This is a genomic window from Lentzea sp. NPDC102401, assembly GCF_044765805.1.
Lineage (GTDB): Bacteria > Actinomycetota > Actinomycetes > Mycobacteriales > Pseudonocardiaceae > Lentzea > Lentzea sokolovensis.
The window spans coordinates 174,120-192,941 of the sequence record NZ_JBIWKS010000016.1 but is presented as its reverse complement, the minus strand read 5'-3'; the positions used below and the strand labels follow the sequence as shown (position 1 = coordinate 192,941).

The following is an 18,822-nucleotide window of genomic DNA, read 5'->3' as shown; positions in this document are numbered from 1 at the left end:
CCCCTACCCCTCCGCCTTCATCCGGGCGAGCACCACGTGCCCGCCGGTCGAGCCATAGCCTCCCGCACCGCGTTCCGTTTCCGGCAACTCGGTGACCTCGCGGAACACCGCGTGCTCGACGCGTTGCACGACGAGCTGGGCGATCCGGTCGCCACGCGACAGCGCGATCGGCTCACGAAGATCATGGTTCACGAGGCAAACGCGGATCTCACCGCGGTAGCCGGAGTCGATCGTGCCGGGCGTGTTGACCACGCTGAGGCCGACCCGCGCGGCCAGTCCGGACCGCGGGTGCACGAACCCGGCGAACCCGTCGGGCAGCGCGATCGCGACACCGGTTCCGACCACGGCACGCTCACCTGGTGGAATGACCACGTCCGACGTGGTGACCAGATCAGCGCCCGCGTCGCCATGACGGGCGTAGGCGGGCACGGGAACCCCCGGATCGAGCCGGGTCAGCAACACCTCGACGCTGGACACGGCGGCCGAGATTACCCTGACGACGTGAGTGAGACTGCCGTGACCGCCACTACGACCTTCCGCGAACGCCTGTACGTGACGTGGTGGATCTGGCCGCTGCCGCTGCTCGCGGCCGCGTTGCTGGCCGCCGAGGTGCACATGGGCTTTCCCGGCGTCCGTTCCTGGCTGCCGTACGTGATCCTGGTGCCGCTGACGATCGTGCTGATCGTGCGGATGGGATCGACGAAGGTGGAGGTCGCGGACGGCGAACTGCGCGCCGGTGACGCGCACATCCCGCTGGAGCTGCTCGGCGAGGTCGAGATCATCGCCGCCGAGGACCGCCGCAGGGTCATGGGCCGCGAGCTCGACCCGGCGGCGTTCGTCGTGCACCGGGGCTGGGTCAAGCCTCTCGTGCGGGTGCGCGTGACCGACCCCGAGGACCCGACGCCCTACTGGGTGATCAGCACACGTCATCCGAACGAGCTCGCCGCCGCGATCAAGTCCTGAAAGAACACAACTGGGCGCCACCCGTGAGGGTGAGCGCCCAGTTCTTTCTTCGGCGGACTGAACTCAGGCGCAGTCCCGGCAGATGTACGTGCCGCCGTTGTCCTCGGCGAGCCTGCTGCGGTGGTGCACCAGGAAGCACTTCGAGCACGTGAACTCGTCGGCCTGCTTGGGCAGGACCTTGAACGTGAGCTCCTCACCGGACAGGTCGGCGCCCGGAAGCTCGAAGTTCTCCGCGCTCGCGTCCTCGTCGACGTCGACGACGCCGGACTGCGTCTCGTTCCGCCGGGCTTTCAACTCCTCGAGGGAGTCCTCAGCGAGTTCGTCCGCCTCGCTGCGACGCGGCGCGTCGTAGTCGGTCGCCATCTTCTTCACCCCTGCGGTCTACGGAGACTGTTCGTGTCGCTGGTTAACGCTCCAGCGACCTCTTTTGTGCCCCACGTCAAGGTGACGTAGGTCTCGCACACCCGGCGGGCAAGCCAACCCCCTTGACGTGACCGTCGGCTTGATCGAAATGTGTGCGGAGCGCGCAGAGGGTAGCTCATTGCCCAGGTGGCTCGTCATCGGGTTACCCCTTACCGACCGGACGGGTGACACAACCTTTCTACGCTGGACCGATACCCTGTGCGGGAGCACGTGTGCTCGGGCGTGCAACCTGGCGCCGGACCGGTACCGTCCTGACTGTGAGCAATCAGGCCGGTGCGTTCGGTCACGCACGTCAGGGCGCGCAACAGCCGGGCAGGGCCTAGGCTGATCTCAGGGGACGGATCACGGGGAGGACTCGAACGTGGGATCCGCATCGGGAAGCTTGACGCCTTACAAGAGGCGTCGGCCCGTGCCCGCGCTCGTCCTGTTCGCGGTGCTGTTGGTCAGTTCCGTGTTCGTGTGGGTGAAGGTGCTCGGCAACGCGAGCGACGTGGACGCTGCCATCAAGTGCAACGTGCCCGGCAACGTCGCGGCGACGACCTCGGCGGTCGCGGGGGCCGATCCGGTCGGCGCCACGCCGACGGCACCGCCGCCCGCGCTCGGCACCGTCCTGGAGCACGACGCGCTCGACCGCACGAACCCGGTGCCGGTCGGCGAGGTCAACTTCAAGGTCGTCAACGCCTCGACGCAGCGCAACCACGCCAAGGCCGTCGCGACGATGTTCACCGAGCTCGGCCTGAAGCAGGCGGCCGACCCCGGCAACGACCTGGTCTACCCGGCGGGCGACATGAACTGCCGCGGCCAGATCCGCTTCGGCGCGCCCGGTGCGTCGGCCGCGAGGACGCTGTCGCTGCTGGAGCCGTGCCTGGAACTGGTGCGCGACGACCGCCAGGACGCGACCCTCGACATCGCGATCGGCAAGAAGTTCGACGAGGTCAAGCCGAACAGCGACGCCCGCAAGGTGCTCGACCAGCTCAAGGAGTGGGCCGAGCAGCAGCCGGAGCAGCAGGGCGGTCAGGTGGCCGCGGCCGCACCGCCCACGCTCAGCGCGGACAGCCTGGCCGGCGCGCGCGACGTCACCTGCTCCTGATCTTCGAACACCTCGAACACCGCCTCTTCATGCAATGAACGTTTGCGGGCGTCCGCAAACGTTCATTGCACAACCAATATATTAGCGTCCTGAACTGGGGTTTCAGACCTCGCCGAAGCCGGACTCGGCGAGCGCGCCGTACAGGGCGTCGGCGATGCCGGGCGTGGCGGCGAACGTCGCGTCCTCCCCCAGTTCGGGAGAGGAACCCGGCAGCCGCACGACCGCGCCGGCCTCCGCGGCGATCAGCGCGCCGGCTGCCCAGTCCCACCGGCCGAGACCGTGCTCCGTGTAGGCGTCGAGCCTTCCGGCGGCCACCGAGCAGAGGTCCAGCGACGCCGCGCCGGCCCGGCGCAGGTCACGCACCCGAGTCGACATCCGCGCCCACGCGTCGGCCTGCCGCTGACGCCGTTCGGGCCGGTAGGCGAATCCGTACCCCAGCAACGACAGGGACAGGTCCGTCGTCGCGGAGACGCGCAACGGCGCACCGTCCAAGAAGGAGCCGTAGCCGCGTGCGGCGGTCCACACGCGGCCGGTCGCCGGTTCCACCACGGCGCCCGCGACGGACTCGCCGTCGAGCTGCGCTGCGATCGACACCGAGTACCAGGGGATTCCGTAGAGGTAGTTGACGGTGCCGTCGATGGGGTCGACCACCCAGGTCAGGCCCTCGACGGCAGCACCGTCTCCAGGGCCGCCCTCCTCCTCACCGAGCACCGGCTCACCGGGGCGCAACTCGGAAAGACGCGTCCGGACGAGTTGTTCTGAGGCGCGGTCCGCGGCGGTCACCACGTCCGTCGATGTGCTCTTGGTGTCGAACGAGACGACGGCGGAAGCACGCATGCGCTGAACAAGAGCGCCCGCTTCCCGTCCGATGGCCGTCGCGATGTCGACGAGTGGCCGGGGATCGAACACGACCGGTTCCCTCCTGCGTCACTAGCACGGGACTATCGGAGACCGTCAGGCTAATGTCTGCGCACCACAGGTACTGAATCGAAGCAAGCAGGATCGAGTAGGAAGGACCACGGGGATGGGCATCACCCGCGGGTTCGGTGTGGACATCGGCGGCTCGGGCGTCAAGGGCGGCCTGGTCGACCTCGAAGCAGGAGCACTGGACGGCGAACGCTTGCGGATCCCCACGCCCCAGCCTTCGACACCGGAGGCGGTGGCGGAGGTCGTCGCGGAGATCGTCGAGAAGTTCCAGTGGGACGGCCCGGTCGGCGTCACGCTGCCGTGCGTGGTCAAGCACGGTGTCGCCCTCAGCGCCGCGAACGTGGACAAGGGCTGGATCAACTGCGACGCCCAGCAGCTCTTCGCCGAGCGCCTCAAGCGCAGGCCCGAGGACATCGTCGTGATGAACGACGCGGACGCGGCCGGCATCGCGGAGATGTCGTTCGGCGCGGGTGTCGGCAAGAACGGGACCGTGGTGCTGCTGACGTTCGGCACGGGCATCGGCAGTGCGGTGTTCCTCGACGGCAAGCTCGTCCCGAACACCGAGTTCGGCCACCTCCAGGTCGACGGGCACGACGCGGAATCGCGCGCGGCCGCCTCCGTGAAGGAGGACAAGGGCCTGTCCTGGGAGGAGTGGACGCCCAGGGTGACCCGGTACATCAACGTGCTCGAGGACCTGATCTGGCCGGACCTCGTCATCGCGGGCGGTGGAGTGAGCAAGAAGGCGCACAAGTGGTTGCCGTTGCTCGAGGTCCGCACCGAGGTCGTCGCGGCAGCGCTCAAGAACGACGCGGGCATCGTCGGTGCCGCGTGGGCCGCCGCGCACGGCGTCAGGCCTTGACAAGCGTTCGACACCGAAACGTGTCCGACTCGATCTAGCTGCGAGAACGCAGGTGAGAGCGCCTCGAAGCACCTCGGGGCGCAACACCGAGTCACGGACGTCGTTACAATGGAACGCACACCCGCCAAGCAAGATCGGCGGGGAGATCCCCCGAACTCTGGCGACCGAGGTTTCGCGCCCTCTGGTTTGCCTTGAACGACCGTCGCGAAAGGGCGTACGTGGCAGCCGCAGAATCCGCAACCCGACGCTCCAGCTCCGCCGCGAGCGCCGCCAGGACCACCAAGGCGACCGCGGCCGGCGAGGCCGAGGAGAAGCCGAAGCGCAAGACGACCGCTGCGGCAGCGAAGAAGCCCGCAGCCGCCGCCAAGGCCCCGCGCAAGACGGCCGGCAAGGCCGATCCTGCCGCGAAGGGCACCGCCAAGAGCGGCGACGAGCCTGACGACATCGAAGGCGCTCCCGGCGCCGAGGACCTGGTCGAGGACGTCGAGATCGTCGACGAGCCCGTCGTGGACGAGCCCGAGGAGGCGGAGGACACCGCCGACAGCAAGACGGGCGACTTCGTCTGGGACGAGGAGGAGTCCGAGGCCCTGCGCCAGGCGCGCAAGGACGCGGAGCTCACCGCCTCGGCCGACTCGGTCCGCGCCTACCTCAAGCAGATCGGCAAGGTCGCCCTCCTCAACGCAGAGGAGGAGGTCGAGCTCGCCAAGCGCATCGAGGCGGGTCTCTACGCCGCCGAGCGCGTGCGCCGTTCCGAGGAGGACGCGGAGAAGCTCACCCCGCAGCTGCGCCGCGACCTGCGCTGGATCGTCCGTGACGGCGAGCGCGCCAAGAACCACCTGCTCGAGGCGAACCTCCGTCTCGTCGTGTCGCTGGCCAAGCGCTACACCGGCCGTGGCATGGCGTTCCTGGACCTGATCCAGGAGGGCAACCTGGGTCTGATCCGCGCCGTCGAGAAGTTCGACTACACCAAGGGCTACAAGTTCTCCACGTACGCCACCTGGTGGATCCGGCAGGCGATCACCCGCGCGATGGCCGACCAGGCCCGCACCATCCGCATCCCGGTGCACATGGTCGAGGTCATCAACAAGCTCGGTCGCATCCAGCGCGAACTGCTCCAGGACCTGGGCCGCGAGCCCACCCCGGAGGAGCTCGCCAAGGAAATGGACATCACGCCCGAGAAGGTGCTGGAGATCCAGCAGTACGCGCGTGAGCCCATCTCGCTGGACCAGACGATCGGCGACGAGGGCGACAGCCAGCTCGGCGACTTCATCGAGGACTCCGAGGCCGTCGTCGCTGTCGACGCCGTCTCGTTCACGCTGCTGCAGGACCAGCTCCAGTCCGTGCTCGCGACGCTGTCCGAGCGCGAGGCGGGCGTCGTCCGGCTGCGCTTCGGCCTCACCGACGGCCAGCCGCGCACGCTGGACGAGATCGGTCAGGTCTACGGCGTCACGCGTGAGCGCATCCGCCAGATCGAGTCCAAGACGATGTCGAAGCTGCGTCACCCGTCGCGTTCGCAGGTTCTGCGCGACTACCTCGACTAGGTCTTACCCAGTCATACGCACACAGCCCCGCACCGGTTCGGTGCGGGGCTGTTGTGTTTTGCCGCGGCATGATTCTCGGCCGGCTGCCGATGGACGAACAGGTCGACGCGCTGCGCACCACCCTCGCGCGCAACGAGGTCCTCGTGGAGGTGCTGCGGAACTGGATCTTCCTGGGTAGTACCTGCCTAGGCGTCCGCCTCGAATCCAACGGCAAGTGGCGTGTCTACGCGCCGCACGGTCTCGCTGACGTGTTCAACCTCGTCGTCCGCCCCAACCCCGGTGCTCGCGTGGCCTGAGCAGGCGGAATCGAACGCATCCGAAAGATGAGTACCCCTGTACTCATGTGCCGCCTATGCGTCCGCGACACCATCAAGTGTGCGGCTGTGCCGGAGGGGTGCACAGGGACAGTTCCGGACAACGGAACGAGGGGGCGGGAGAACATGGGCAGGTCGGTGCTCGAAGGGGCTTTCTCACTGCTGGACAAGCTGATGGACGACGGTGAGCTGGGGCTCACGCAGCTCGCTGAGCGCTGCGACATGCCGAAGACGACGGTGCACCGCCTGCTGGAGCAGATGGAGGCCCTCGGCGCGGTGGAGTACGCACGGGGCCGCTACCGCATCGGCGCGCAGATGTTCCGGTTCGGGCAGGCCTGGGAACCTGCGCCGGGCATTCTGCTGGTGGCTCGGCAGCCGTTGCGGGCGTTGTCCGCGACGATCAGGACGTCGACGATCCTCGCGGTGCCTCGGCGGGACCGGGTGCTGGTAGCGGCGGCGAGCATCGTGCGGGCCGAGGACGTGGCCCGGCTGCGGCCTGGGGCGATGGTGCCGGCGGGCATGGAGTTCGTCAGCGCTCCGGTGCGCACGCCGTCCAGCAGCGTCATCGGCACGGTGTGCGCGGTGCTCGACAACGGACGCAGCGCCACGGCTCTGAGGGAGGCCGTGGGGCACGCCGCACGAGCGATCAGCGCCGCCCTCGCGAGCTGATCGAACGGGCCTGAGCAAGCGCTCGATCAGGATTTTGATCACGGTTCCGCGTCCGAATCGTGGGACGTTCGTGACCTGTTCGCGGAGGGCGGACAAGGGCAACCGATATCACACTCCCGGCCGCACGCAACCGACCGGATGGCCCGAACATGCTGCTCCACCAGCGGGTTTCTGGTTGCTCAGCGTGCGTGTCAAGACGGTGAACCGGTGGCAAACGCAGGTGTAGTCCTGCTGCAGGCGGGTAAATCCGATAGTGACGCGAGTCGCCACGTACACGGGAACACTGACTATCGCCGAAACGTCTGTCAGAGTGGAGCCAGCGAGCACCGCGCACCTGCCAGGGGCGCTGTGGTCGCAGCTTGGTAAGAGGGCACCGGAACACCTCAGTTCCGTTGCCGGGACGGAGGGAGATTCATCATGACTGCAGCACTCACCCGCCCCGAGTTGACCGCTGCCGACCGCTGCGACCGCTGCGGGGCTGCTGCCCAGGTTCGCGCTTTGCTCCCGTCCGGGGGCGAGCTGCTGTTCTGCGGGCACCACGCCCGGGCGCACAGTGAGAAATTGCGCGAACTCGCTGCTGAAATTCAGCAGGGCTGACTTCCACCCCACCTAGCCGCTCGGGGCGGAGATCCTCCAGGGATCTCCGCCCCCTTCGCTTTTCCAGGGTTTTACAGGGCGTCCAGGACGGGTTCGAAGGCCAGTTCGGCCGCTCCGACGAGCTTCGCGTCGCGACCCAGCGGCGAGATCACGACCTGGGTTCCGCCCACCGCGCGGGAGACGAGGCTGCGCACCTGCACGGCCGCGCTCACCGAGTCCACCACCGATGCCGGCAGCGCCGTGTACAGGTCGCCGAGCACGACGAGCTCAGGGCCGAGGACGTTGACGATGTTCGCGAGCCCCAGTGCGAGCCAGCCGGCGAACTCGTCGAGCACCGACGGGTCGTCCAGCGCCCGCAGTGCCGCGACGACGGCGCCGCGTGGTGCGTCGTCGGGAAGGCCCAGGGCCCGGCACAACGCCGGTTCGCCCACCTCGGTCTCCCAGCATCCGTCGCAGCCGCAGTAGCACCGCAGGCCGCGCGGGTTGACGACCATGTGCCCGAGTTCGCCGACGTAGCCGCCGGAGCCGCGCAACGGCTGCCCGGACAGGATCACTCCCCCGCCGACGCCGACGTCCGCGGAGATGTAGACCATGTCCGCGGACTCCCGCGCCGCCCCGCGCACGTGTTCCGCGAGTGCGCCGAGTTCCGCGTCGTTGCCGACCTGGACCGGCAGCTTCAGCACCGCCTCCAGGCGTTTGCCGAGCGCGACACCGGTCCAGTGCAGGTTGGGTGCCTCGTGCACGTGCCCGTCGGCGCGTCGCACGACACCGGGCACCGAGACGCCCACCCCGACCGCGGTGGCGTCGAGGTCGTCGGCCATGAGGCGCGCCGACTCGACGATGTGCGTGATCACCTCTCCCGGATCACGCGTCCGGTACAGGTTCCAGCTGTCCCGCCCGAGGATCTCCCCGCCGAGACCGACGAACCCCATCGCCACGTGCTCGACGCGCACGTCGATCGCGATGACGACAGCGGCGCTCGGCTGGGGCAGTACGAGCAGGGACGGGCGGCCCGCTCCGCTGCGCAGAGCGGGCACGCGTTCGGCGACGACACCGGCTTCGGCGAGGCCGTCCACCAGGGCCTTGATCGTGCTGCGGTTGAGACCGAGCTCAGCCGCGAGCGACGCCCTGGTGGACGGTCCGTCGACGTGCAGGCGGCGCAGCAGCGCCGTCCTGTTGTGCCTGCGGATCTCGTCGGGACGAGTGCCGGACGTAGGTCCTGTCACCTCGTCAGCGAGCCGACGTGGCCGCCCGGCGGCGGGACAACGCGTCGACGCTCGCGGCGAGCAGCAGGACCAGGCCGGTCACCATGAACACGACGGCGGAGGGCTGCTTGAGCAGGCCCATGCCGTTCGCGATGACCGCCAGTACCGCACCACCGATGACGGCGTCACGCAGCCGGCCCTTGCCGCCGAACAGCGACGTACCACCGATGACGGCCGCACCGACCGACATGAGCAGGGTGTTGCCGCCACCGGCGTTCGGGTCGACGGAGCCGACCTTGGAGGAGTAGACGATGGCGCCGATCGCCGCCGCCGAGGAGGCGATCACGAAGACGCTCATCCGGATCTTCTCCACGTTGATGCCAGCGCGGCGCGCTGCCTCCTTGTTGCCGCCGACCGCGTAGAGGTGACGGCCGTAGCTGGTGCGGTCGAGCACGAACGTGCCGATCACCAGCAGGACGAGCACCAGCGGCACGACGTACGGCACGCCCGCGATCACCACGAGGGTGCTGGGCGACCGGTTCTGCGTCAGCGCGAAGGTGGCGACCGCTGCGAGCAGCGCCAGGCCACCGATCTTGGTCAGCACCAGCGCGGTCGGCTGGGCGACGAGTCCCTTGCGCAGCCGGGTGAAGTGCCGGTTGAGCACGAGGGCCGCATAGCCGCCGACCGCGACCACGCACAGGATCCACGACCCGGCGGTGCCGATGTTGCCGTTGGCGACCTGGAAGATCGTGTCGTCACGCAGGCCGAGCGTGCCGCCCTGGCCGATGAACTGCAGCACCACACCGCTCCACACGAGGAACAGCGCCAGGGTCACGACGAACGACGGGATGCCGATCTTCGCGACCAGGTAGCCGGTGATGCAGCCGATCGACGCGCCGACGCAGATCGCCAGCAGCATGCCGATCCACGCGTTCGCGGGCACGCCGAGCAGAGCGATGAGCAGCGCGATGCCGGACAGCACGGCGCCGGTCCACAGGCGCATCAGGAGCGAGAGACCGACCGCGAGGACCAGCCAGCCGCAGAAGACGTAGAAGACCCCGTCGCCCATGCCACCGAGCAGGTTGCCGCCGTGGATCAGGTCCAGCGCCATCACCGAGGCCGTCACGCCGGACGCGGTGCCGGCGGACAGGTCGATCTCGCCGAGCAGCAGCACGAACACCAGGCCCATCGCGATGATGGTGATGCTGGCGCCCTGCTGGAGCAGGTTGGCGAGGTTGCCGAGGGTGAAGAACGAGTCGGACAGCGAACTGAACACGATGAGCAGCACGATCAGTCCGAGCAGAGCGGGCAGTGAGCCGAGCTCGCCGCCGCGGACGCTGGCCCAGTAGTCCCTGACGGCTTCGCTGGTGGAGCGGGAAGTCGTGTCGATGCCGAAGTCGGAGATGGCGCCCTGCTGGGCAGCCTCCGACTCGTGAGTTTCGGTGGTGTCGGTCATGCTGCTCGCCTCTTCGGTACTCATCAGATCGTCGCCGCCTCGGGGCGGGCGATGCCCAGGTCGCCGGAACGACCGGCGGTGATCAGCTCGACGATCTGGCCGTGGGTGACGTCCTTGGACGACACGACGGCGGCCATGCGGCCGAGGTAGAGGCACGCGATCTTGTCGGCGACCTCGAAGACGTCGTTCATGTTGTGGCTGATCAGCACGACCCCCAGGCCCTGCTCCGCGAGCCTGCGGACCAGGTCGAGCACCTGCCGCGTCTGGGCGACGCCGAGTGCGGCGGTGGGCTCGTCGAGCAGCACGACCTTGCTGTTCCACAGCACGGCCTTGGCGATCGCCACGGTCTGGCGCTGACCGCCGGACAGCGACGACACCTGCGTGCGAACCGACTTGACCGTGCGCACGGACAGCGACGCCAGCGTCTTGCGCGCCGCCTGCTCCATGTCGGTCTCGTCGAGCAGGCCACCCTTGGTGCGTTCGCGGCCGAGGAACATGTTCTGGACGATGTCGAGGTTGTCCGCCAGGGCCAGGTCCTGGTAGACGACCTCGATCCCGAGGTCCGCGGCGTCGCGCGGGCCCTTGATGTGCACCGGCTCGCCGGCGAACAGGACCTCGCCCGAATCAGTCGGGTGGATGCCCGCGATGCACTTGACCAGCGTCGACTTGCCCGCGCCGTTGTCGCCGACGAGGGCGGTGACCTCGCCGGGTTGGACGACGAGGTCGATGTCGTGCAGGACGTGCACGGGACCGAAGCTCTTGTTGATGCCGCGCAGCTCGAGAATCGGCTCGCTCACTGGGTTTCCTCCGTGGTTACCACGCGGCGAGAGGCGGGGTGCGTCAGACGCGCACCCCGCCTTCACCGCGAGCGGTCTTACTTGATGCCGAGCTCGGTGCAGGCAGCCTGGGTGTCGGCCACGCAGATCTCAGCGGCCTTGACGAAGGCGGCGTCGACGACGGACTTGACCTTGTCCTTGGTGATCAGCTGGGACGTGAGCAGCACGGACTTGACGTCGCGGCTGCCCTTGGTGTCCTTGGTGACGCCCGAGGCCAGCTTGTCGGCGCCGGCGGTGTCGCCCTTGGCCAGCAGACCGGCCAGCTTGGCGGCGGCCTCGGCCTCTTCCTTGATCGGCTTGAACACCGTCATGTACTGGTCGCCGCGGAGCACGGCCTGCAGGCCGTCCGGGGTGGCGTCCTGACCGGTGACCGGAACCTTGCCGTTGAGGCCGACCTTCTTGAGGACCGTGATCACAGCGCCGGCGAGGCCGTCGTTCGCGGCGACGACGCCGTCCACCTTGCCGCCGTTGCCGGTCAGGATCTGCTCGAAGACCTGGCCGCCCTTCTGGTTGTCCCAGTCGTCGATCGGCTGCGACTGGACGAGCTTGAGCTTGCCCGAGTCGTACAGCGGCTTGAGGACCTTCTTCTGGCCGTCCGCGAAGAGGGTCGCGTTGTTGTCCGTCGGCGCGCCCTCGATCTCGATGACGTTGGCGCCCTGCGGCTTGTCCTTGAGCGCGTCGGCCAGACCCTGGCCCTGCAGCTCGCCGACCTTCACGTTGTCGAACGACACGTAGTAGGACGAGGAGCCACCGAGGTTCAGGCGGTCGTAGTCGATGACCTGAATGCCCTGGGCCTGCGCCTTCTTGGCGACGGAGGCACCGACCTCGCTGTTGGGCGTGGCGATGATCAGGACCTTGACGCCGTTGTTGATCATGCCGTCGGCGAGGGTGCTGAACTTCTGGACGTCGCCCTGGGCGTTCTGGATGTCGGGGTCGAGACCCTCGGCCTTCAGAGCGGCCTCGAGGAGAGGCTTGTCGAAGCCCTCCCAGCGGGCGGAGGTCTTGGTCTCGGGCAGGATCACGCCGACCTTCGCGCCCGTGCCGCTGCCAGTCTTCGTTTCGGTGCTTCCTCCGGTGTTGGAGGACGTGTTGGCGCCGCACGCCGTAACCGCCAGGGCGAGGCCCGCGGTAACAGCGATGGAAGCGAGAGTCTTGCTGCGCATCCGCCATCCCTTTCACTGCGCTGTGTCACAGAGAATGTTGTGGCGCACAACGTATGCCGGACATATGCGTGACCGGAACCACACTGGATCGATTAAGTCGCAACGATGCGGTAACCCTGGCGAAATTAAGTCACTGAGAGTTGTGAGAGCGTTACCACCGCGCTACTGATTCCAGCGGCGATATATCGGATATCGCCTGCGGCGAACACTCGCCTGTCACCTCCCGGACACCCCTAGGTTGGGTGCATGACCGTCGACAAGGAAGCCGCCGAAAGGCTGGCGAACTCGTTCGGTGCCGACGCGGCTCGCTACGACCGCACCCGTCCGGCCTATCCGGGCGAGCTGGTGCGGAAGATCATCGCGGTCAGTCCGGGGCCCCGCGTCGTCGACGTCGGCTGCGGCACCGGCGTCCTGTCCCGCCCACTGCTCGCGGGCGGGTGCGAGGTGCTCGGTGTCGAGCACGACGAGCGCATGGCCGAGTTCGCCCGCGGCACCGGGGTGCCCGTCGAGGTGTCGAAGTTCGAGACCTGGGACCCCGCCGGCCGCGAGTTCGACGCCGTCGTCGCCGGGCAGTCGTGGCACTGGGTCGACCCCGAGGCGGGCCCGCGCCAGGCGGCGCGGGTGCTGCGGCCCGGCGGGGTGTTCGTGGCGCTCTGGCACGTGTTCGCTCCGCCGGAGCCGATCTCCCAGGCCATCACCGGCGCGTACCAGAAGGTGGCGCCGGAGCTTCCGTTCCGCGCCGGCCAGACCCGCGAGGAGGCGTTCGAGGCCTACCAGGCGGGCTGCGTGCGCACGGGCGAGGCGTTCGTCGGCACAGGAGCGTTCGACAACGCCGAACAGTGGCGGGCGGACTGGGAGCACAGCTACACGACCGCCGAGTACCTCGACCTCATGCGCACGATGGGTCCGATGGCCCTGCTCGGCACAGAGCAGGTCACCGGGCTCCTCGACGCGGTCGGCGGCGCCATCGACGCCTTCGGAGGCAGCTTCACCATGCACTACAACACGCTGGCCGTCGCCGTCACCCGCAACTGACATATCGGATATCAGTTGCGGGAACCCCGTCCTACCAGGAGCGCAGCGTCGAGATCCGCTCTTCGAGCTGCTCGATGGTGGCCATCGCGGTCGGTGGCCCACCGCAGTACTCGCGCAGCTGGTTGTGGATCTTGCCGTGCGGCTTCTTCGTGCGGTGGTGGTGCATCGCGACGAGGGTGTTGAGCTCCTTGCGCAGTGACGCGAGGCGTTCCTGCACGCCGACGGGCCTCGCCTCCCGCACCGCGACCTCGGGCTTGGGGCGCTTGGCGGCGGTCGCCATCTGCTCCTCCTGCCGCTGCAGCAGCAGGGTCCGCACCTGGTCGGGCTCCAGCAGTCCCGGCAGGCCGAGGTACTCCTGCTCCTCCTCGGAGCCCGCGAGGGTCGGCGCGCCGAACGACGAGCCGTCGAAGATCACCTGGTCGAGCTCGGCGGTGGTGCCCAGGGCGGTGAAGGCGCGTTCGTCCTCACCGGGTTCGTCCTTGGTCTGATTGGCCGCCGCCATCAGCTCGTCGTCCCAGCCGTCCTTCTCGCGGTGCGGCTTGCCCAGGACGTGGTCGCGTTCGGCCTCCAGCTCGGACGCGAGCGCCAGCAGCACCGGCACCGAGGGCAGGAACACCGAGGCGGTCTCACCGGGCTTCCGGTTGCGCACGAAGCGGCCGATGGCCTGGGCGAAGAACAACGGCGTCGACGACGACGTGGCGTAGACGCCGACGGCGAGCCGCGGCACGTCGACGCCCTCGGACACCATGCGGACGGCGATCATCCAGCGTTCGTTCGTCGCGGCGAACTCGGCGATCTTGCCGGAGGCCTTGGGGTCGTCGGAGAGGACGAGCGTGGGGATGTGCCCCGTGACGCGCTGGAGCACCTGCGCGTAGGCCTTCGCGACGGTCTGGTCGGTGGCGATCACCAGGCCGCCCGCGTCGGGCAGGCCGTTCTCGCGCTTCTGGGTGAGCCGCTGGTCGGCGGCGCGCAGCACGGACGCGACCCAGTCGCCTGCCGGGTCCAGGGCGGTGCGCCACGCCCGCGCGGTCTGCTCCTGCGTCAGGGGCTCGCCCAGGCGCGCGGTGAACTCCTCGCCCGCACTGGTCCGCCACGACGCCTCACCGGAGTACGCCAGGAACAGCACGGGCCGCACCACGCCGTCGCGCAACGCGTCGGAGTACCCGTAAGTGTGATCCGCCTTGGACGTCTTGAAGCCGCCGTTGCTCTCCTCGTACTGCACGAACGGGATCGGTGAGTCGTCGGAACGGAACGGCGTGCCGGTCAGGCAGAGGCGGCGCACGGCGGGCGTGAACGCCTCACGGATCGCGTCACCCCACGACTTGGCGTCGCCGCCGTGGTGCACCTCGTCGAGCAGCACGAGCGTCTTGCGGTTCTCGGTGCGCACCCGGTGCAACGTCGGATGGGCGGCGACCTGCGCGTACGTGACGGCCACACCGTGGTAGTCGCGGGAGGTCATCGCGTTGGTGTTGCGGAAGTTCGAGTCGATGTGGATGCCCTGCTCGGCAGCCGCCTTCGCCCACTGGTGCTTGAGGTGCTCGGTGGGTGTCACGATCGTGACGGCCTCGATGGTCCGATCTGCCAGCAGCTCGGCGGCGACACGAAGTCCGAACGTCGTCTTGCCCGCGCCCGGCGTGGCGACGGCGAGGAAGTCCTTCGGCTTCACGGCCAGGTACTTGGTCAGCGCGCGGCGCTGCCATGCCCGCAGCGGTCGCATTGCTGCTGTCGCTGTCACAGACGTGTTTCTCCTCATTTATGCAGGTCAAACAAGGCAATACCCTCAGGCGGACGATGGCCGAGGGCACCGTGACTCTACCTGTTCCGAGCGTCGATGCCGCGAAACGTGGCGGTATGCACCATGCTTGTCACTGCGATGGGTTCGCCTTCCGACAACGACGCACGCAGGTCCGGCCGCAAGGGGCCGCTGCGTCTACTCGCGCGCACGCTGTCGAAGGCGTGGCAAGGCAACATCTTCTCAGAAGCCGCCGAGGCCGCGTTCTGGCAGACGCTGTCGTTCCCGCCACTGCTGCTCGGCGTGCTGGGCTCGATGGGCTGGATCGGCACCTGGTTCGGCCCCGAGATCGTCCTCTCCGTCCAGGAGAAGATCATCGGATTCACCCGGACGATCTTCAGCGGCGACGTCGTCAACGACGTGATCCAGCCGACGGTCGCGGAGATCCTCTCGACCGGCAAGGGCGAGATCGTCTCCATCGGCTTCCTGATCTCGCTGTGGGCGGGGTCGTCGGCCATGTCGTCGTTCGTCGACGCGATCACGGTCGCCCACGGCCAGTACGGCGTGCGCAACGAGCTGTGGCAGCGGATCTTCGCCCTGCTGCTCTACATGGTGTCGCTGGTGGCGCTGGTGATCGGCCTGCCGGTGCTGGCACTCGGCCCGGACGTCCTGCCGCAGTTCTTCCCCACGTCCTGGCAGCCCTACATCGCGACGTGGGTCGGCCGGTTCTACTACCCCGGCGTAGCACTGCTGCTGGTGCTGTCGCTGTCGCTGCTCTACAAGGTCGCACTGCCGCGAAGGCTGCCGTACCACCGCGTGCTGCCCGGCGCGATCCTCGCGATGGCGGTGTTCATCCTGTCGTCCATCGGGCTGCGCCTGTACATCCAGTGGATCACCACCACCGGCTACACCTACGGCGCGCTGGCGACACCGATCGCGTTCCTGCTGTTCGTGTTCTTCATCGGCCTGGCCATCACGATCGGCGCGTACTTCAACAGCGCCATCCAGGACATGTGGCCCGCCCGCATGACCCGCCGCCAGCGCCGCCGCTGGCGCAGGCTCGAGATGGAGCGCGCGGCGTCCCGCATCCGCGAGGAGACCGAGCAGCCCGCACCGGAAACGAACGACACGGTCTACTCCGCGCCCTCCCCAGCCGACACGCAGCTGACGACGCCGCTCAAGATCCAGGAGCAGCGCCAGCACTCCGAAGAGGAGAAACAGCGGGGCTAGCGGGCACGAGAACAGCAACGCCCGGCGTCTCAAGTCGACTCGAGGCGCCGGGCGGGTGAAGTTCTGGGGGCGAGGCTCAGTCGCCGTCTCCGCCCGGAGGCAGGTTCTCGTAGATCTTCTTGCAGTCCGGGCACACGGGCGAGCCGGGCTTCGGCGACCGCGTGACCGGGAAGACCTCGCCGCACAACGCGACCACGTGCGTGCCCATCACGGCGCTCTCGGCGATCTTCGCCTTGCGCACGTAGTGGAACATCTTCGGCGTGTCGTCCGAAGACTGGTCGGTCTCGTCCGGCCGTACGTCGACCTCAGGAAGAGTCTGGGTGCTCACGCGCCCAGGGTACCTGGGATGATGTCCCCTCGTGACCACGCTGCACATCGCCGATGAAGTTGCCGCCGCACTGGCCGAGAACCGGCCCGTCGTCGCTCTTGAGAGCACCATCCTGTCCCACGGCCTGCCCGCGCCGCGCAATCTGACCGTCGCCGCACGCCTGGAGAAGGTCGTGCGGGAGGCAGGCGCCGTTCCCGCGACGATCGCCGTGCTCGACGGCGTTCCGCACGTCGGCCTCACCTCCGCCGAGCTCGACCGCGTCTGCAACCAGGGCGACCTCGTGAAGCTCTCGTTGCGCGACCTGGGCCCCGCCTACGCCCTGGGCCGCAGCGGCGCGACGACCGTGGCCTCGACCACGGCACTGGCCCACCAGGCGGGCATCCGCGTCTTCGCGACCGGCGGACTCGGCGGCGTGCACCGCGGCGCGCGTGAGACGTGGGACGTGTCGGCCGACCTCGACGTGGTGGCGACGACGCCGGTGCTGATCGTCTGCTCTGGCGTGAAGTCGATTCTGGACATGGGCGCGACCCTGGAGGTCCTCGAGACTCGTTCGGTGCCGGTCGTCGGCTACCGGACGTCCCGCTTCCCCGCCTTCTACCGCCGCGAGTCGGAGTTCGACGTCCCGTGGCGCGTCGAGACCGCCGCCGAGGCCGCCGCCGTGTTCGCGGCCGGTGGTCGCGGCATGCTGCTGGCGAACCCGATCCCCGCCGCGTTCGAGATGGACACCGCCCTGCACGACCGCCTGCTCGCCGAGGGCCTGCAGAAGCTCGTCGACGGGGACGTGCGCGGCAAGGACGTCACGCCCGTCCTGCTGGAGCACTTCCACACCGCGAGCGAGGGCGTCAGCCTCGACGCCAACGAGGAACTCGTCGTCAACAACGCCTCGGTCGCCGCCGCAGTCGCCGTCGAGCTGTTCCGATGAGGCCGATCGTGGTCGTCGGTGACGCGGGCCTGGACGTGGTCGCCCGCCACTCCGGCCCCATCGCCCACGGCGGCGACGTGCGCGCGAAGGTCACCATCGAGCCAGGCGGCGCCGGCGCCAACACGGCCGTGTGGCTGGCCGCCTGCGGCGCCTCACCGGTCCTGGTGGCCCGAGTGGGCGCCGACTCGGCCGGACGCCAGGTCCACGCCGAACTCACCCACGCCGGCGTCCAGTGCGCCTTCGCGGTGGACCAGGACCTGGCGACCTGCTGCGTGGTCGTCCTGGTCGACGAGAACGGCCAGCGCTCGATGCTGCCCGACCGGGGCGCGAACGCCCGCTTCTCCCCCGCCGACCTCGACCCGGGCCTGCTCACCGGCACCGACGGCCACCTGCACCTGTCCGGCTACGTGCTGCTCGACGCCACCTCACGCCCGGCAGGCCTGGCCGTGCTCGCAGCCGCCCGTACCGCGGGCTGGACGACGTCCGTGGACCCCCAGGCGGCCGTCCTGATCCACTCGGCCGAGGCATTCCTCGAAGACGTGCGCGGCGTCGACTTCCTGCTCCCCAACGCCGACGAACTCCTCGCCCTCACCGGCTCCTCCGAACCGGCCGCGGCGAAGTCCCTGCTGTCCCACGTCGGTGCTGTCGTGGTCACCTCAGGCCCGGACGGAGCGGCGTGGGTCGACGCCGACGAGCTGATCTCAGTCCCCGCTGAAGTCACCGAGTGCGTCGACTCGACCGGCGCCGGCGACGCCTTCGACGCGGGCTTCCTCGCGTCCTGGCTGTCCGGTGCGTCGAAGCGCGACGCGCTCCTCGGCGGCGTCCGGGCAGGCTCCCGCGCGGTCAGCGTCGTAGGCGCCCAACCACCCCGCTAAGCCACTGGGACAAGCCGATATATCAGCTCTCGGGCTGATATATCGGCGACCTCAACGCGCCCGCCAACCTCGCCTCCGAGGCCATCAGCCCAGGTCGCCGCGCCCTCCTTGGCCAGCCGGATGCAAAAAACGTTTGCGGACGTCCGCAAAAGACTCATTGCAAAGGCGAGCCAGCGCGGGCGCGGCCCTAGCAATGACTCGTTTGCGGACGAAGTCCAAAGAGTCGTTGCAAAGGGGTGGGCGGCATTGGGCGACGGCCTGGCCGTGCGGGATTCGGCGGCGGTCAGCCGTCGATGACGGTGGTGCTCTTCTGGGTGATGGCGCGGCGCTCGACCTCGTAGCGGTTGGCCTTCTCGGTCTTGCGCGGCGGCCTGTCGTTCGCGATCAGCACGGCCATCCACGGCAACGGCACGGACAGCACGATGAAGAACAGGGCAAGCCACCAGGTTTGAGCGAACAGCGCCGCGAGGATGAGGCACGGGAAGCGCAGGCTCATCATGATCGCGTACTTGCGGCGCCGAGCGGCGTGCTGTTCCTCGTAGGACGGGGCCGCCTCGGTGATCAACACCGGGGTGTCGTTCCGGTCGGGACTGCTCACGACACCACCTCCACGTGTCTCATGCTCCCACGTCCGAGTGACCGCCGGGACACCCGGTC

General features: G+C 68.7%; 21 protein-coding genes. 11 read left to right on the top strand and 10 right to left on the bottom strand.

All coding sequences use genetic code 11. The features are described from left to right. Positions 1-3 precede the first annotated feature (3 nt). On the bottom strand, positions 4-477 hold the full coding sequence (dut, locus tag ACIRG5_RS41145; protein ID WP_319978224.1) for a dUTP diphosphatase: 474 nt from the start codon (positions 475-477) through the stop codon (positions 4-6). 24 nt (positions 478-501) lie between these two features. On the opposite strand from dut, the gene ACIRG5_RS41140 reads away from it, so the two are divergent. Continuing rightward, positions 502-963 (top strand): DUF3093 domain-containing protein, encoded by a 462-nt coding sequence (locus ACIRG5_RS41140; protein ID WP_402915574.1) that lies wholly within the window; start codon positions 502-504, stop codon positions 961-963. 63 nt (positions 964-1,026) lie between these two features. On the opposite strand, the gene ACIRG5_RS41135 is transcribed toward ACIRG5_RS41140, so the two are convergent. Next, entirely contained in the window at positions 1,027-1,326 is a 300-nt protein-coding gene (locus ACIRG5_RS41135; RefSeq protein ID WP_030474775.1) for a DUF4193 domain-containing protein, read from the bottom strand. Positions 1,327-1,747: 421 nt separating this feature from the next. On the opposite strand from ACIRG5_RS41135, the gene cei reads away from it, so the two are divergent. Next, complete coding sequence (gene cei, locus ACIRG5_RS41130) at positions 1,748-2,476, top strand: envelope integrity protein Cei (protein WP_402915571.1); 729 nt, start codon at positions 1,748-1,750, stop codon at positions 2,474-2,476. 102 nt (positions 2,477-2,578) lie between these two features. Here cei and ACIRG5_RS41125 read toward each other — a convergent pair whose 3' ends face one another. Then, entirely contained in the window at positions 2,579-3,385 is an 807-nt protein-coding gene (locus ACIRG5_RS41125; protein WP_402915569.1) for an inositol monophosphatase family protein, read from the bottom strand. A gap of 115 nt (positions 3,386-3,500) precedes the next feature. Between ACIRG5_RS41125 and ppgK the strand changes: the two genes are divergently transcribed. The 5 genes from ppgK (at position 3,501) to ACIRG5_RS41100 (ending at position 7,383) form a co-directional block, all read left to right on the top strand. Beyond that, on the top strand, positions 3,501-4,262 hold the full coding sequence (ppgK, locus tag ACIRG5_RS41120) for a polyphosphate--glucose phosphotransferase (protein WP_402915566.1): 762 nt from the start codon (positions 3,501-3,503) through the stop codon (positions 4,260-4,262). Positions 4,263-4,480: 218 nt separating this feature from the next. Continuing rightward, positions 4,481-5,803: an RNA polymerase sigma factor gene (locus ACIRG5_RS41115; RefSeq protein ID WP_330277993.1), complete on the top strand. Its 1,323-nt coding sequence runs from the start codon at positions 4,481-4,483 to the stop codon at positions 5,801-5,803. 68 nt (positions 5,804-5,871) lie between these two features. Next, entirely contained in the window at positions 5,872-6,099 is a 228-nt protein-coding gene (locus ACIRG5_RS41110; protein ID WP_402915563.1) for a nucleotidyltransferase family protein, read from the top strand. Positions 6,100-6,243: 144 nt separating this feature from the next. Continuing rightward, positions 6,244-6,786, top strand: a complete 543-nt coding sequence (locus tag ACIRG5_RS41105; RefSeq protein ID WP_402915561.1) for a helix-turn-helix domain-containing protein — start codon at positions 6,244-6,246, stop codon at positions 6,784-6,786. 417 nt (positions 6,787-7,203) lie between these two features. Continuing rightward, the gene (locus tag ACIRG5_RS41100; protein WP_231642793.1) at positions 7,204-7,383 is read left to right on the top strand and encodes a hypothetical protein; all 180 of its coding nucleotides are present in this window, start codon (positions 7,204-7,206) and stop codon (positions 7,381-7,383) included. A 71-nt stretch (positions 7,384-7,454) separates the two neighbouring features. On the opposite strand, the gene ACIRG5_RS41095 is transcribed toward ACIRG5_RS41100, so the two are convergent. From ACIRG5_RS41095 to ACIRG5_RS41080, 4 genes are all read right to left on the bottom strand, one after another. After that, positions 7,455-8,609, bottom strand: a complete 1,155-nt coding sequence (locus ACIRG5_RS41095; RefSeq protein WP_402915559.1) for an ROK family protein — start codon at positions 8,607-8,609, stop codon at positions 7,455-7,457. A gap of 4 nt (positions 8,610-8,613) precedes the next feature. After that, positions 8,614-10,044, bottom strand: a complete 1,431-nt coding sequence (locus ACIRG5_RS41090) for a sugar ABC transporter permease (RefSeq protein ID WP_402915556.1) — start codon at positions 10,042-10,044, stop codon at positions 8,614-8,616. A 23-nt stretch (positions 10,045-10,067) separates the two neighbouring features. Continuing rightward, positions 10,068-10,841 carry an ATP-binding cassette domain-containing protein gene (locus ACIRG5_RS41085; RefSeq protein ID WP_402915553.1) on the bottom strand — a complete coding sequence of 258 codons (774 nt, stop codon included), beginning with the start codon at positions 10,839-10,841 and terminating at the stop codon, positions 10,068-10,070. Positions 10,842-10,918: 77 nt separating this feature from the next. Next, a complete protein-coding gene (locus tag ACIRG5_RS41080) occupies positions 10,919-12,043 on the bottom strand; it encodes a substrate-binding domain-containing protein (protein ID WP_402915550.1) in 1,125 nt (374 codons plus the stop codon). Between the two features lie 246 nt (positions 12,044-12,289). Between ACIRG5_RS41080 and ACIRG5_RS41075 the strand changes: the two genes are divergently transcribed. After that, positions 12,290-13,078 (top strand): class I SAM-dependent methyltransferase, encoded by a 789-nt coding sequence (locus ACIRG5_RS41075; RefSeq protein WP_402915547.1) that lies wholly within the window; start codon positions 12,290-12,292, stop codon positions 13,076-13,078. Positions 13,079-13,109: 31 nt separating this feature from the next. Here the strand turns inward: ACIRG5_RS41075 and ACIRG5_RS41070 are convergent, their stop codons facing one another. After that, positions 13,110-14,795 (bottom strand): DEAD/DEAH box helicase, encoded by a 1,686-nt coding sequence (locus ACIRG5_RS41070; protein ID WP_245822203.1) that lies wholly within the window; start codon positions 14,793-14,795, stop codon positions 13,110-13,112. 141 nt (positions 14,796-14,936) lie between these two features. Between ACIRG5_RS41070 and ACIRG5_RS41065 the strand changes: the two genes are divergently transcribed. Beyond that, on the top strand, positions 14,937-16,040 hold the full coding sequence (locus ACIRG5_RS41065) for a YihY/virulence factor BrkB family protein (RefSeq protein WP_402915544.1): 1,104 nt from the start codon (positions 14,937-14,939) through the stop codon (positions 16,038-16,040). A gap of 76 nt (positions 16,041-16,116) precedes the next feature. Here ACIRG5_RS41065 and ACIRG5_RS41060 read toward each other — a convergent pair whose 3' ends face one another. After that, a complete protein-coding gene (locus ACIRG5_RS41060) occupies positions 16,117-16,368 on the bottom strand; it encodes a DUF3039 domain-containing protein (RefSeq protein WP_090006425.1) in 252 nt (83 codons plus the stop codon). A 31-nt stretch (positions 16,369-16,399) separates the two neighbouring features. On the opposite strand from ACIRG5_RS41060, the gene ACIRG5_RS41055 reads away from it, so the two are divergent. Continuing rightward, on the top strand, positions 16,400-17,290 hold the full coding sequence (locus ACIRG5_RS41055; RefSeq protein WP_319978237.1) for a pseudouridine-5'-phosphate glycosidase: 891 nt from the start codon (positions 16,400-16,402) through the stop codon (positions 17,288-17,290). Then, positions 17,287-18,165 carry a carbohydrate kinase family protein gene (locus ACIRG5_RS41050; protein WP_402915542.1) on the top strand — a complete coding sequence of 293 codons (879 nt, stop codon included), beginning with the start codon at positions 17,287-17,289 and terminating at the stop codon, positions 18,163-18,165. The genes ACIRG5_RS41055 and ACIRG5_RS41050 overlap by 4 nt, the downstream gene beginning before the upstream one ends. Positions 18,166-18,448: 283 nt before the next feature. Here ACIRG5_RS41050 and ACIRG5_RS41045 read toward each other — a convergent pair whose 3' ends face one another. Next, on the bottom strand, positions 18,449-18,763 hold the full coding sequence (locus ACIRG5_RS41045; protein ID WP_330278003.1) for a DUF3099 domain-containing protein: 315 nt from the start codon (positions 18,761-18,763) through the stop codon (positions 18,449-18,451). Positions 18,764-18,822: the final 59 nt, after the last annotated feature.